This window comes from Desulfoluna spongiiphila (assembly GCF_900101345.1).
In the GTDB taxonomy this organism is placed as follows: domain Bacteria; phylum Desulfobacterota; class Desulfobacteria; order Desulfobacterales; family Desulfolunaceae; genus Desulfoluna; species Desulfoluna spongiiphila.
Map to the genome: position 1 here is coordinate 1 of NZ_FMUX01000021.1, position 14,391 is coordinate 14,391.

The following is a 14,391-nucleotide window of genomic DNA, read 5'->3' on the forward strand; positions in this document are numbered from 1 at the left end:
GCGAAAGCGAGTACAACCGAGGAGCCGGATGAGGGAAAACTTCACGTCCGGATCTGTGTGGGGGGTATTGGGCAACCGGTATTCCTACCACGACTGTATGAAAGAATGTATGATATGAAAATTACGAAGGAAATGACACATTCAGCCTATACAACTGCAAAGGAAGTATATGCAGGGAGAATGGCGCATAGCAGAGCCTTAGATTATCTCAAAAACGATTGCGGAATGAATCGTGGATCAGCTAATGACTACATTCAAGGCTTCAAGAAAATGATGGAAGGTGAAAAGTATACACGTACTTTTAATACCGATGCAACAGATTACTACTTAACAAATATTTTTAAAGATTATGGTTTAGGTGCGTTAAGAAATGCATTACAAGCTGCTACTGCTCACGTTGAATATTATGAGGGTTTAGGCCGTGGTAACTTGAATTCGATAAGAGGTGTTATAAAATCGCACAAGACATTTCTTCAAATAGACGGAAAGATATATCCTGATGAGGTCGATAAACCAGAACTGTTATTGGAGGGTCAGAAGAAAAAAGTATTTGTCAATGCTTATGAACGAAATCACAAGGCACGATCCCAATGTATTGAACATTATGGAACATCGTGCTCGGTATGCGGAATAAATTTTAGTGAAGTGTATGGGAAGTTGGGAGAGGGATTTATCCATGTTCACCACTTGCTTCCTGTTGCTCAATTAGAAAAGCAGTATGAAGTAGATCCAATAGCTGATCTTCGCCCGGTATGCCCTAATTGCCACGCAATGATTCATCGTGGAAATTTGCCTTTATCAATTGATGAGCTAAAGAAAATAGTACATAACAATTCGCTTCCAGCCGAAGCTCGTTTCTCGCTCGGCTGAAGCGAACGTTAGGCCATTTAGGAGAGGGCTATGGATATATATCGTTTTATAATTCGGGGTTATCCCGCATCAACTCACCCACAATTTCACGAGTGGCAAAAAGCAACGCTGGTCCTTCTTATTTCTGCGTCCGATCCTTATTCAGCGGAGCAAAAATCTTTGCTTGAGTTGGAGAAACGTAAATGGGCTCCCGAGTCGTATGAACTTAAGGATATCCTCATTGAAGAACGAGTAAGGGAAGAAGGTGGAGTTGTTCTAAATGCCTATGTAGAGGCCGGAAATAGAGGGGTATACTGGCATGAACGTCTTGATGATTTAGCTATGACCCAAAAAGGAAGTGAAGTATGGGGTACTGGGCCAAAGCTAAATGAGGACTTTATAGATTCACTAATCATCGACAGCGGTGGGCATCGTGTTACTCGTGAGGAAGCAGGTAACTTTAAAGAAAAGAACGCTGATTATGTATTAGGAACTTACATCCTAGAGCTTAAGCAGTTTGAACAAGAAGGTCTTGAGGTTTCGACTCGCCAAGAAAAGATTTCCCAAATCTTTGATAGCAATTTATCTAGTGGCCCAGCACAGCAGATTGACCCATATCAGCTCAACGAAAGTGACTTTCAAGAGTATTGGAACGTGGTTGGTATCCCTGTTCAGAAAAGAATTAAGGCTGCATCAAAACAAGTTAAATCAACAATAAAAAGACTTGGAGAAGAAAATTATACTGGTGGTGTGATTCTTCTAAATACGGGGTATTTGACAATACCTCATGAATTGCTTGTATCAATGGCAGAAAGATATGCCAAGAAGGACACTAGTTCAATTTCTGATGTTATCGTTATAAGCTCGTGGACGATGACAAATGGATTCGATACAGTTGTTAATTATGGTTTTCATCCTCACGAACCAAGTAGCTTAGATATAGTAAAATTACGAGATACGTTTTGGAGTACTATAAATAGAATGATGACTCAAATGATAACAGGTGAGCTTGATGTTTCATCTGGTATGCAGGAGCCTATGTCTCCAACTCATTTTAAGATAGATGACGAAACCTTTACTTTTGGAGTTCCGCAGCTTGAGTCAAGTCTTCGTAAAAAGAAAAAAAGGCCTAACAATACAAATTAACCTGAACGGTAAACTCGCTGGCGTTCCGTTAGCGTTGATTATTTGCGGCGTTAGAAACTTAATCAATATACGTACGTTTAAGGAGATGAAATGTTAGTCTGTGACAAATGCGGTGCAGGAATTAACGAAGGAGCAAAATTTTGTTCTCAATGTGGTGATCCTGTGACAGAAGCAGATCGAGTTATGTCACCTATTCAACAAGATCATACTGCAAATGTTGAAATAACATTTGGGCAAAGTTCATCTTCAAATTTTGATAAAGCCATTCAAATTTGTAAAAATCTTCCTTCGTATGTTGTTTCGGGAGAAGGTAAACAAACTAAATACAAAATTTCATTACCTATAACAGAGGTTGATTTACTTATTAATCTCTATGATTTGGTTGGCTCTTGGAAATCCTCTCAAATGCTCATTGCTGGGCAACCAGCCTCAAAGAAGGATCTCACATATCATGGGGTGGGCTGCTATCGTAACAGACAAAAAGCCTATAAACCTGACCAATATTGCTTTGGAGAAAGAGATTATGAAGCTAATATTTGGGGGTGTAAAAAGCTCAATATGCCAATAAGCCAATGGGGTGGTGGCTGGCTTGATTATGGCAAATTCGATAATTCTGGAAAGTGGCATTTTGACAAAAATAGAATCAAACATGATCTTGAAATTGCGATCAATGATTACGGTCTATGCCCTGTCCTAAACAGGCAATCTGTTTTTGAAACGTTAGAAAAACTTCCAGACAGCATAAACCCAAAAAAAGACCCAAAATGGGATTACCGAACATCATATGAAAAAGTAAAAGGTGAATACCAAGATATTGCTGTTGGTATTAAGCCAATAATTCAAAAAATAAATGGGTATGTAATTGGAAGCTACAGACCAACATGGCATCTTGAAGAAGATTCCAACGATTTGAATGAAATTACTTCTACTAAAGAAAAGAAAAGAACCAAAATAACAAAACCAAAGAAAAAAAGTAAAATCATCTGGTGGGTTATTGGTCTTCTGATTTTGTTCTATTTTTTAGGAAAATCCTAAATCGTTTCTAACAAGTCGATTTAAAGGACCGCTCAGTCCCCTCGCTTCGTTCGTGTGTCATCAACGAGGGACAAGGGTGACAGGCTCTATACCTCTTATATTGAATTAATAATGTAACCATTTTATTTGAGTAATGCTATGACGAATAATCGTATTTTTCATTGTTGGATGGATGTCAAATTACCGTGGAATATTTGTTCATAAAACTCATGGTGGTGATTCATTTGACAAAGAATAAGGGTTTGGGCCTGAAATTTTTAATTATTTAGCATAAAATGGAAAAATGTATAGGAATGTCCACCCGGGTTTATCTCATAAGACTATAAAAGACGAAAGGGGATAGGTATGTAAATTTGACTAAATTTAATTGTATATAATTTTTATGTGTTAGGCTATCCATGAGGCGATTTGCAAAGTAAACAGGGGACAGGCTTTTTATGCTGGACCTCTCATACCCATCTGTGAGATAGTTCTCCAAATCAATATCACTCCGTAATCATATCAAAATCGACTCATCAAAATCAAAGCCACATCAAATTCTGTAAGACCGGGAAGGAGGGTGCTATGCCGCGAGTTCCCCGTATGGTCGTGACGGATCCAGGCCAAAAGGCCGCTTATCATGTGATCAGCCGCACCGCGTTGGACGGCCTTCCGTTCGGCAAGGTTGAAAAGGACGAGCTGGTTCGCATCATTCAGACATTTTCATCGGTTTATTGTGTGGATGTCCTGGGGTTTGCCATCATGGGAAATCACTTTCACCTGCTGGTTGAGGTGAGTTCTTGCGACATGATTTCCGATGACGAGGTGCGTCGGCGGTTTCAGGTCCTTTATGGTGAAGAGGCGGTGTTTCCCGAAGGGCGGTTGAAGGAATATCGGGAGCGGTTTTGCAGCCTTTCTGCCTATGTGAAGGACATCAAGCAGCGGTTCTCCTGCTTTTTTAATAAACGCAAAAAGCGAAAAGGGACTCTCTGGGGAGAGCGCTTTAAGAGCGTGATTGTTGAGCAGGGAAAAACCTTGATCCACTGTCTTGCCTACATCGATCTGAATGCGGTGAGGGCCGGTATCGTCAAACGGCCGGAGGACTATCGCTGGTGCTCCATTGGATATCATATACAGACCGGCAATAAGGATGGCTTTCTCTCGTCGGACCTGGGGACTCCTGACTTCGGTGTTGACGATGACTCAACGCAGATCAGGACCTACAGGGAGTATCTCTATCATGCCGGAGCCATCGAGAAGAGGGGAAAGGCGCGGATATCCAAAAGGGTTCTGGATGAAGAGACGGTGCGAGGGTTCGAGATGAATCGCGTCAGACGCCTTCGATACAGGTCCCGGTATTTTACGGATTCGGGGATTATTGGGTCCAGGGCATTTGTCGAAACCCGCTACGAAACGTTTAAAGACCGGTTCCAGACGACGCGGGAAAAGATCCCGCAGCGTGTCAATGGAATTGAAGGGATGTATTCTCTAAAGCGACTGACCGAGGCTTGAGCGTAAGCATTGAGGGACGTGCAGGCGTTCATTCGGGATGGGCCTTAGTTCGGATAATCGCTTCTCAGAGGCGGATTTTTCCACACGGCCTGACGGGTGGTGGGAAACGCCTGCGTTGTGGCGGGATTCAACAGGCGCTGGCCCGATTCTCCTGTGTAGTACGCTCGGGGGGACCCTGAAACATCCTGATGGGAACAAGGAGCCCACTGCAGGGCCTTTTCCGGTGTGTTGTGAAGGATTTGATCGTTGGGGTCGGCAACCACTATCGCAGTGGCCAGGAGGATGCCGAAGAGTGGAAGTACTGTTTTGATAGCTGGGCGAATCATTTCGTGAGTTATACCTTTGAGGATCATCACATCAGTGTCAAAGCCGAGACAGTGACGGTGTGTTGAATGATGGTTGATTGTGTCTGAAAAACAGGCAGAAACCTTATACGTAAAAGCGGCGTTTTACAAGGATACGGTTTGCTGAGACAGTGTTTGGCAAAAGTAGAAATGCAAAAAAAAACTTAGAAAACAGGTTTGTGCTAAGTGAGTAAGCCTGACCTCATTAGTCTGCGCGGTTTTAAATTTCATCTCAGGGTACATCAAATGGAATAAGTTTTCAGGTTTACAAACAATAGCTTGGAGGTTGATTATGAAAAAATGGTATGATGAAGAATATGAATGGGAAATTGAGGTGACAGGGTTTCTTCGAGGTGATCAAACAGAGGGATATTGCCGAAACGGTGAGGAAATTGGAGATAAGTACAGCTGCACATATGGCTGTCCAGTAAATAAGGATGGTCAGGGTATCTGCTCCAAAGTAATGATGATGATGTTTCCAGCCATGGAGGCGGTCAGAAGTGGTGGGAATTTAGAGAATATCGGTGGGAGTGGCAAATATAACAAAGACATTGTATGCCCGGACGGTTGCGTTATGTTTAGGATGACTGCAAAGAAACTTGGACATGAGAATTTTTTTAAGGGAAAGTTTTTCAGTTAGTTTAAATTTTTGTTGTGTTCAGCTTGTGGATAAGATCAAGTATATAACTTCTTGCCAGAAGCAGGGCGCGGGGGACAGGCTCAATTAATTACATGAGTTGTTCTGGCCCCTATTTATGTATGTGTAATGGAGACATGAAAAGTTGTTTAGGAAAGTATTCTTGTGTTTGGCACTATTCGTCTTTTTGCCTCAAGCTAAATCAGAAGCTATAGATTATCCGCCTCAGCTGAAAGAAATATTTTATAAGACAACTACCCTTGATGGTTCTCTTACCAGGGAAACGCATGACGAGTTTTGGGAAATTCTGAATCAGTCTCTCACAGAGGCACAAATAGGTCATTACACAACGTATTTGTTGGCAGCTCAAAAATATCAAAAAGAGATATGGGTAAGTGCAAAATTTTCATATGAAAATGGAAGGATTGTTAAAACCAATAAACTCATCATGCTGCAGGTGGGATTGCCGCTGAAATTCGAGAAGATGATACCGTTCCCTAAAAAGTCGGCGGAATATATCTCTGAATGGCGCACATACCAACGAAAATTCAAAGAAAGCGTTAAGAAAGCCAATGGGATTCTTGAACTGGCAGCAAGTCGACCTGATAAAAGACAGAACAGGCTTATAAACTGGGATCAGATCAATAATGCCATTGCACATACTGAGGGTAGTTATTCAAGGCTGGAAAAGCTGCTAACAGAAACGTGGCATGATTGATAGAGAGACAAGGTCTCAGGCTTACAGCTTCGACAAAACATTTCAAATCCTTTGATTTGAGTGTGTTTTATTTCCCCTCCTGTTGTCCTTTTACAACCGCACACCCAGCCAGCCCCTTGCAGATTACGTCCAGGGAAGACCACAGGTAACGAGTGAATGAATGCGGTGAGGCCAATCTCCGGGCTATGAGGCCACCATTCATGCTTGCAGTCTGATGACCTGCCACTGCAACCGTCATTCTATTTCATAGCCCCGGGGACACCGAATTCGTGGGGCTTGTGGATGGGATTTCCATAATGACAGGAATAATAAGGAAAGGTGTTATGAATTTGGATATGGGTAACGTGTTCAAGGAAATGGCAGCTGCTGCTGACAATGCTCTTCAAGGCGAAGTGGGTTCCCTGGGGGGTGAGATATTAAGCGTACTTAATATGAACAGGGAGTCTCTTTCTGAGTTGGCGGCAGCATACAGCTGTGGTGACATTACTGAAGAAGAGTTTGATGTTGAGCTGCAAAGAGAAAAATCGATACTTGAGGCGGAAATGCTCTCTTTGGAAATCGCTCCTAAATCAGCCGTTCAAAAAGCAATGAATGTGGCAATGGATACGTTAAAGCAGGCCGCAAACAAGGCACGGCCCAACTAAACCTGATCTTTCATGTAAAAACAGCCATTCAAAAGGAAAATGACATGATTTCGGATGGCTGCAATACAAATGTCAACTATTTTGAAACTGCAAAATGTAAATCAGCGTTTGCTGTTTGATTTTCTCACCCTTCGGGCGAGCCGAGTGCACCCATCTTCTGCGTTATCAGAGCCTTGAGGTAAAACACTACATCTGCAGCTCTGATGCCTTGAATATGGGGGCACTCGACTCGTGAAATATCCGGGCTAACCTGAGTTACCCTCTGGAACCAGGCTTCTAACCATCATGCTCCCTTGTGCCGGCCAGGCCCGCCGAGCGGCACAAGTGGGCAACGTAAAACGTTTTCGGAATTTTGTTTACATGTTCCCCGTCGGAGGTATGGCCGGACAGTTTGAAAATTTACTGGGAGGATTGTTTTGGACAAGGATATGAAGATTCTCATTGTGAATGATTACTTTACAAAGAGACGATTTATCAAGGACTTGTTGCGAGATAATGGCTTTACAAATACATTTGAAGCCGATGATGGGCATACCGCTTTATCCATGCTGAAAGAGGAGGCATATGATTTCGTTGCTACAACGTGGAATATGCCGATTATGAATGGACTCGAATTTTTCAAAGAGGTTCGTAAGGTCCCAGACTTAAAGAACCTGCCCGTTTTGATAGTGTTCGAACCGGCAGATAAAGAGCACATGGTTGAAACAACTAAGGCCGGGGCATACGTGCATCTTGTCGCTCCTTTTACCGCCGGTGCCTTTGGGGTGATTGGTTAAGATGGGGATGGGTTGCGTTGCATTTCTCCACAACGCTGTGCCAGCGGATCCGCAAATGAATGACATGGCAGAGCAAGTCTTTTGAATAGATGCATCTTTTGAGACATCTGCCTGGGGGGCTCGGAGCAAAGATGGGCGCCCTTGGCGCTTTGTCCATCTTACTTTTGGACCTACCTCAGGCCCTTAAACGGCCTGCAGAAAACAAAGGAAACAAAGGGGACAGGCCCTTGTTTTTGGTAATGGAAAAAAATATTACACGAATTTTATGTGCGAATAATGGGTTTTTTGTCCTAACGTCAGTCACATCTATTATTCTTATAATACTTGTAGGTTGTGTCACGCAGCAAGCAGTGCCAAACACTAAAAATGATGCTGCCATTAGCTGCTTAACTCTTTTGGATACGGCTTTAAGGGAGAATTGGCATTTTTCAGGTGATACAAGCCTTGATCTCAAAACAATTATATCATTTGAAGTTGATTCAATGTCTAAAGTCAGTCATTTGAAAATAACCAAGCGTAGTGGATCTGATAAATTTGATCAAAGTGCAGTGAGATGTATTGAGGAGCTTTCACCTTTCAATCAAATTGATGGTGTTTCGAATGATTGCTTTAGCGAAAAGGGTTTTAAAAAATTCGTTATTGAATTTGATGATGGCGGGTAACGTGTTGATAGTATGAATATTAGAGCTCTATGCGTCTCTGGGGTTATGAGGTGATAGGGGTTCTGTACTGATAGCTGTGGTGTTTTTAATCATCGGTGTCGAATTTAGATATGACGTTTTTTTCTAACTCGATGAATTTTGTCTGCGATGCATCAGGATGTCTTAATAAGGGTCTAAAAAAGTATCCTTTAAGGTTTGTTTATTGTACTGGTGTTGCAACTGGAAGTATGATCGTGTAATAAGACTTTGTTAGTTTATTACTTAAAAGAATATTTGAATTAAGGGGTATCATGAAAAGAGGTATTTTAACTGTGTTTTCGATGTTTTTTCTTTTTGGTTGTTCTACGTATTCAGGACAGCGTTACGCTATGTCGGTTGACAATATTGAAATTATTAAAAGTACAATTCAGTCTCAACCATATCATCATGTTGCCGTAGGTGATTTTACTTCAAGTAAACCGAGCGTAAATAATATTATGTGTCGTGCTGTTGGCCCGATCAAGACACCGGATGGGGAGACGTTTGAAGCCTACATTCGTGATGCATTGATAGATGAACTCAAGATGTCAGATGCATACTCAGCCTCTTCTTCTGTCGTTATTAAAGGTAATCTTGATGATATTAATTTCGACTCAATGAATGGCCTTTGGACGTTAAAACTCACAATTTCATTTAGTAACGGATCAGCTTTTACTGTCTCTGAATCATATGCATTCACACCAAGCTGGTATGGAGAAACTGGTTGTAATCAGACAGCCCAAGCGTTTATGCCGGCAGTGCAAAATTTGATCAGCAAAGTCGTGTCACATAGTTCTTTTAAAACTTGGATTATCGCCAAGTCATAAGCTTCGTATTAATGAATTTCTGGTGAGGGAGCGCCTGTGTATTGCGGCAGTTCCCTCACTACTTTTAGCGACCCTACTGAAATGTACATTTTCTGCTCTTAAGGGACGCGTTGAGTCCTCATCGTCCTCAGAATTTTTGAAGCACACCCTGTAAAACTACTCAGAAAAGATCTGAAAACCCATCTGCGTACCCTTTTGCTCTGTCGCGCAGTTGATTTGAGATTGCTATTTGGGGGCTGGTGCTGCTTAACTGTTTTCAACAGCCCTAAGAATCGGATTATGTCTGAGGAGCCAGCTTTTACCCCTTTTCTTCTTTTCTTTGGAACCTTTCTTTACAGGCACTTCGCCATGATTATGCTATGATACTTATAATCCCATTAGATATGGGGTAGGCTCCGCCAAGCGTGCATGGGGTCCTCGTACAGTTAATCCCACTATGGATTTTCGGGGGTGAATCTATTCCCTTTCTCGCTGGTTCAGTAGAATCCATAGGGGCCTCTCCCCGAAATGGGAGGGGTGGTGTCCGTTCCAACTCAAGTGAGACGATTTGAAATCGAGTAAATTAGACTTTTAAGGACTATCCACAAGGAGGGATAATGAAGAATCAATTCTCATCGCCTGCTTTTCGCATGACAAAGTCTCTTTCTTTTATCTTGATACTGTATTGCCTTACAGCCACGTGCGCTCTGGCTGATTCTGATTGGACAGGGTTCTATGCAGGGGCCTCGATTGGTGCCCTTAGCGGAGAGGCGAATCCTTCTGTGGTCACAATCGCGGATTCATATTTCACGCCGATCCGCGATGCAGCTCAACTCGATCCGGCAGCCTCGCAAGAGATTGATGGGCAAAATATGTCTGGAAGTCTTTTTTTTGGTGGGGATTATCAGATAAATTCTGTCGTGCTTGGGTTGGAAGCAACTATTATGTATTCATCATTTTCTGAAGAGGAGTCATTCAGCGATATATACGACACCAATGGAGATCCCTTTTCTCTTTCTTCAACGTTTGAAACCGACTGGATGATGAGCCTCGCACCCCGAGTCGGGTACGCGTATAAGAATTCCCTGTTTTATGTGATGGGTGGCGTAGCACTTTCCAAGTTTTCATATGAATTTTCTTTCAAAGACCCAGTTGAACAGACTCGGCTTGATGAAAGTGAAACGTCTTGGGGGTGGACAGTCGGTGCTGGCTATGAATACCAAATTTCTGATGGTTGGGGGGTTAAGGCGGAATATGCTTACTACAAGTTTGACGATATTTTTGATGTGTCGAGCAGGCTTGCGACCAATACCCTTGATGGCTTCAATCATAAAGTAGACTTTCAAGCGGATTCCTTCCGCCTTGGCCTTGTGAAGCGGTTCTAACCCGGATATTTCATCAGAAAACGGTTCGGCCAATGCAATAAACGGTAATGTACCGTTTATTGCTCAGTTTTTTCACCCTTCGGCCGAGTCAGGTGCACCCGTCTTCTTCGTAATCAGGACGTTGAGCTAAACCACATCATCTGCAGCCCTGATGTCTTGAATAGCTGTGCACTCGATTTGTGAGGTACCCGGGGTATGTCCTTCGAGGGGATCTGCTGTTGAAACGACTGGGGGAGTCCTGATGGGAAAGATGGCTACACTTGGCGCTTTGCCCACCTTGCCAGTGAAAGGCATGCATTGGGTTTGTCGGGGATGATCGTGAACAATCTGTGGTGGGGAGCAATTATTCCGACCAGGGGGCGTATACCTTCCATATCCATTAACTTTGAAAGGGTAAGCATCATGAAAAAGCTGGCCTGTATGGTGATGGTTGCATGTGTCGTGCTGTCTGTCGGTCTTCCTGCGTCTGCCGGTGGGGCAGCTCCGGGGCTTTGGGGTGTCTACTCTGATGTGTTTAAAAATGCCAAGTACATTGATCTCACCCATGCCTTTGAACCTGCGCAGCCCGTATGGCCGGGGTTTGCCAATGCAGCATTCAAACCGGCCAGGGCGGGCAAAGGCATCGAAGGGTATGTGGCGGCCGGGCAGGAATTCACCTATGACAAGCACGGTTTCGTGGCCACGGCCTATGAGTTGACGACGGATCAGTACGGAACCCAGCTTGATCCACCGGCCCACTGGGACAAACTCGGCGCAACCATCAGCGACATCCCGGCAACCTATGCTATTCGCCCCCTGGTGGTCATAGATATCCATGACAAAGTAGGAAAAGACGAGGGCTACCATCTTCAAGTTGAGGACATCAAAGCCTGGGAAAAGACGTATGGGCGCATCCCGGAAGGGGCTGTGGTGATGGTCCGTTCAGACTGGCACAAGCAGTGGTCGGATACCGAGCGGTTCAACAAAAAACCCTTCCCCGGGGTCGGCCTTGAGGCACTGAAGTTTCTTCACCTGGAACGGCACATCCTGTTTCACGGCCATGAGCCCCTGGACACGGATACAACGCCGACCCTTGAAGGGGAGTACTGGCTGATGCACAACCATTTTGCCCAGGCAGAAGGGGTGGCCAACCTCGATAAAGTACCGGAGGCAGGCGCACTGATCATTATCGGGTTTGCAAAGCCAAAGGGGGGCACAGGTGGCTACGCGCGTTACATTGCCGTTGCTCCAAAGCAATGGCCCCATGGCGTTTCGGTAACGGAGGTTCCCGGCGCCCCGCTTCCTGTCCAGGCCCACCCGTTAAAGCGGGATAAGAGCGGTGTCATGCGTCCAACGCCATAGCAAGCGGCATGAAAGTGGAGGCCTTTTTGTTAAAGGCATTTTGGAGGTGGAGACGCTTTTACAGGAAACGATGGACACGCCTGGTGCTCTGTCCTCCAACCGGAAGACCTGTCCCGGACCATGACGTGAAGAGTTTCGGGATTGTGGCTGAGGGGGGGCTTTAAAGCGGCGTGGTGGGGTGCCGCCTCCCGTTGGTTTATCAGGGGAGGAGACAGCCCTGTTGATGCAGATGTCTTTATGCTTCCAATGCGTTCATAAGGGCAGGAAACGCTTCTGGTGCACTGGTTTTAAACAGGTCGTACCAGGCCCTCAGTACGTCGCCTTTGTATAGATGTAGCGCTTGGAATATCTCCCTGGTAAATTCCAGGGGTGCCGTTCCCGAAGCCGTAATCACATTCTTGTCGTGAACAGCCAGGGCTTCGACGTACTGGCTGCCGCCCTTGTAATTGGACGCTTCGAGGTACGCTTTGGCGTTGCTTGTATGCCGGATGGAATCAAGCAACCCGATGTGTGCGAGGCCGTACGTTGCACCGCAGATGGCCGCCACCTTCAGGTGGTTTTCATGGAATCTCTTCGCCAGCTCAGCCACGTCCTGATGGGCGCCTTCCTCCCAGCTCGCCCCTCCGGGAAGTATCAACATCTCCGCATCCCAAAGCGTTATCTCGTCCATGCCGAGGTCCGGTGTGATCTGGAGCCCGCCAGCCGAACGGACAGGGCGGCCATCGGTGCTGAAGGTTTTCAGCTGATACGCGCCAGGGGTTATTTGCATCATGGGATTGTTTAATCCGGTGGTGACATACCCTATTTCCCAATCTGAAAGGGTGTCAAAAAGAAACAGGTAAATGGTTTTAGGGCCAGTCACTCAATCACCTCATGAGATTTCGTTAAATTTTCTCGGATATGTTTCACTTCCGATACTGCCGTTGTTAGCTTTTCAAGATTCATGTTTTTTGAAAATTCATTGGCCCAGGCCATTTGCCTTTTTGTTATCTCGTTCATGGCCTCTTTGCCGGATGGGGAGAGCGAGCACAGCTTTGCGCGGCGGTGGGCCGGGTTGGTTTTCGTCTCGATAAAACCGTCTTTGATCAATTGATTGGCTATGCGTTGCACGTTCTGGCGAGACAGCCCCATGTGCCTTGCAATGTCAGAAACGGTTGCGGGCCCTTCTGTCAATGCGCCCAATACCTGCCATCGCGCACTTGTTAAGCCGAGGTCCTTGATGAGGTCATTTCCGGTATTGATGATGGCCCCGTTGACCCGAAATATCTCTAAAATAAGATCTGTGAGTGTTCGTCCGTTTTTTGTGTGTTGCATGCGACCCCTCTTTTTTTTGACAACAAGGTGTCATATTGACACTGTGTTGTCAAGTAGGGGCGCCCATGGGCGATTTATCCGCCCAGAAACTGCATGTTCAGGGCAAAGAAAATTTGCCACTTGGGCTGGCCAGGGCCGTCGTCGGCCACGGAATATTGCGGTTCGACAAAGAAGTTGTAGACGGTGGTCCCTTTTTTGATGACCTTCCCGATGCCGACGCCCATAGGTACAGAATAGTAGTCTTTTTCAAAGTTGTAGACCCACAGGGGCGCCGCCCGCAGGTAGATTCCGTGCCCCAGCTGGAAGAACGCAAAGGGCTGCATCACAGCGATGTTGACGTCATCCCGGTCGTCCTCACCGGCAAAGCTGGCCTGCCAGGTCAGCAGGTAACCGTACTGGAACACAGGGGAGGTGGCCACAAAGGTGACCTGCGCCAGCCCGGCCGACCATTGCTCGGAGCCCAGGTCATCGTCTGTTGCCGTGGGAATGGTGAGTTGAGGCCCCAGGCCCACGCTGATCCCGGGGTTTCCGGTGTCGAACAGATAGGCTGCAAAAATATTGAAATCCCCCAGACCGGTCTCTTTGCTTCCATTGGGCGGTGTCGGAAAGGTGTTGATCGGCAGCGAGGCCCGCATCAGCCAGGAGGTGTCCCCGATACTGATGGGCTGCGCATAACGGACAACAAACTGGTTGGCGTCTTCGTCGGACTCGGTCAACTTTCCGATGTAATAGTTCTGGAGGTTGAAAGCCTTCATATTGGCCAGAGGGTTGTTGGCCTGTGCCTCTGCGCTGGCATCGGACGCCTCGGCCTGGCCCTGTTCCTCTGACTCCGCCATGGCTGCCTGGAGTTGGACACCCATCAGGATGCATGCAAGGAAGATTGTCCTTGCTGTGGGGAGCAGGAAACGCCTTGCGGCTCCACCGGACTTGCGTTGTGCAATTTTGATGGTCATTGCATTTTCCTCCGGTTCATTCTTTTTTCATGATGTTTTAGGCAAAGGGCAAGAACCAAAGACCGATGGTAGGGTGGACCATGGTGTACCCTCCTTGGGCTGGGAGCATAAAGCGGGTTGTTGGGTGGATGCCCGGCGGATAGATTTGTTTCTCGGGACTGCCAGAGTGGGGGCTATGATAAAAGTGGTGGGTATATTTCTGAAATTATATCAGATTGTTCAGGGCGTGAGAACGCCTATTCGACGGCTGCGCTGGACAAGGTGATTGCGGG

Annotated in this window: 15 protein-coding genes; 12 read left to right on the plus strand and 3 right to left on the minus strand. The window is 45.6% G+C overall.

Translation table 11 applies throughout. The features are described 5' to 3' along the window. The 12 genes from BLQ12_RS21635 to BLQ12_RS21690 form a co-directional block, all read left to right on the plus strand. Nucleotides 1-870: HNH endonuclease (locus BLQ12_RS21635; RefSeq protein WP_217640375.1), on the plus strand; the 870-nt coding region annotated here is incomplete at its 5' end. A 30-nt stretch (nucleotides 871-900) separates the two neighbouring features. Then, nucleotides 901-1,995 (plus strand): hypothetical protein, encoded by a 1,095-nt coding sequence (locus tag BLQ12_RS21640; RefSeq protein ID WP_092214040.1) that lies wholly within the window; start codon nucleotides 901-903, stop codon nucleotides 1,993-1,995. A gap of 90 nt (nucleotides 1,996-2,085) precedes the next feature. After that, nucleotides 2,086-3,030, plus strand: a complete 945-nt coding sequence (locus BLQ12_RS21645) for a zinc ribbon domain-containing protein (RefSeq protein WP_092214042.1) — start codon at nucleotides 2,086-2,088, stop codon at nucleotides 3,028-3,030. 564 nt (nucleotides 3,031-3,594) lie between these two features. Continuing rightward, a complete protein-coding gene (locus BLQ12_RS21650) occupies nucleotides 3,595-4,521 on the plus strand; it encodes a transposase (protein WP_092214044.1) in 927 nt (308 codons plus the stop codon). Nucleotides 4,522-5,157: 636 nt separating this feature from the next. After that, a complete protein-coding gene (locus BLQ12_RS21655) occupies nucleotides 5,158-5,505 on the plus strand; it encodes a TIGR04076 family protein (RefSeq protein WP_092214046.1) in 348 nt (115 codons plus the stop codon). 166 nt (nucleotides 5,506-5,671) lie between these two features. Beyond that, entirely contained in the window at nucleotides 5,672-6,220 is a 549-nt protein-coding gene (locus BLQ12_RS21660; protein ID WP_139164066.1) for a hypothetical protein, read from the plus strand. Nucleotides 6,221-6,543: 323 nt separating this feature from the next. Further along, nucleotides 6,544-6,864, plus strand: coding sequence for a hypothetical protein (locus BLQ12_RS21665; protein WP_092214051.1), 321 nt, complete (start codon nucleotides 6,544-6,546; stop codon nucleotides 6,862-6,864). A gap of 428 nt (nucleotides 6,865-7,292) precedes the next feature. Next, on the plus strand, nucleotides 7,293-7,640 hold the full coding sequence (locus BLQ12_RS21670; RefSeq protein WP_092214053.1) for a response regulator: 348 nt from the start codon (nucleotides 7,293-7,295) through the stop codon (nucleotides 7,638-7,640). A 131-nt stretch (nucleotides 7,641-7,771) separates the two neighbouring features. Continuing rightward, entirely contained in the window at nucleotides 7,772-8,302 is a 531-nt protein-coding gene (locus tag BLQ12_RS21675) for a TonB C-terminal domain-containing protein (protein WP_175469998.1), read from the plus strand. Nucleotides 8,303-8,592: 290 nt separating this feature from the next. Further along, entirely contained in the window at nucleotides 8,593-9,147 is a 555-nt protein-coding gene (locus BLQ12_RS21680) for a hypothetical protein (RefSeq protein WP_092214057.1), read from the plus strand. 596 nt (nucleotides 9,148-9,743) lie between these two features. After that, nucleotides 9,744-10,511, plus strand: coding sequence for an outer membrane protein (locus tag BLQ12_RS21685; RefSeq protein WP_092214059.1), 768 nt, complete (start codon nucleotides 9,744-9,746; stop codon nucleotides 10,509-10,511). A 402-nt stretch (nucleotides 10,512-10,913) separates the two neighbouring features. Continuing rightward, nucleotides 10,914-11,852 carry a cyclase family protein gene (locus BLQ12_RS21690; RefSeq protein WP_092214061.1) on the plus strand — a complete coding sequence of 313 codons (939 nt, stop codon included), beginning with the start codon at nucleotides 10,914-10,916 and terminating at the stop codon, nucleotides 11,850-11,852. A gap of 235 nt (nucleotides 11,853-12,087) precedes the next feature. Here BLQ12_RS21690 and BLQ12_RS21695 read toward each other — a convergent pair whose 3' ends face one another. From BLQ12_RS21695 to BLQ12_RS21705, 3 genes are all read right to left on the minus strand, one after another. After that, nucleotides 12,088-12,714, minus strand: coding sequence for a type 1 glutamine amidotransferase family protein (locus tag BLQ12_RS21695; protein WP_092214062.1), 627 nt, complete (start codon nucleotides 12,712-12,714; stop codon nucleotides 12,088-12,090). After that, nucleotides 12,711-13,166, minus strand: a complete 456-nt coding sequence (locus BLQ12_RS21700; RefSeq protein ID WP_092214064.1) for a MarR family winged helix-turn-helix transcriptional regulator — start codon at nucleotides 13,164-13,166, stop codon at nucleotides 12,711-12,713. The genes BLQ12_RS21695 and BLQ12_RS21700 overlap by 4 nt, the downstream gene beginning before the upstream one ends. Before the next feature lie 74 nt (nucleotides 13,167-13,240). Beyond that, on the minus strand, nucleotides 13,241-14,119 hold the full coding sequence (locus BLQ12_RS21705) for a hypothetical protein (protein ID WP_217640376.1): 879 nt from the start codon (nucleotides 14,117-14,119) through the stop codon (nucleotides 13,241-13,243). Nucleotides 14,120-14,391: the final 272 nt, after the last annotated feature.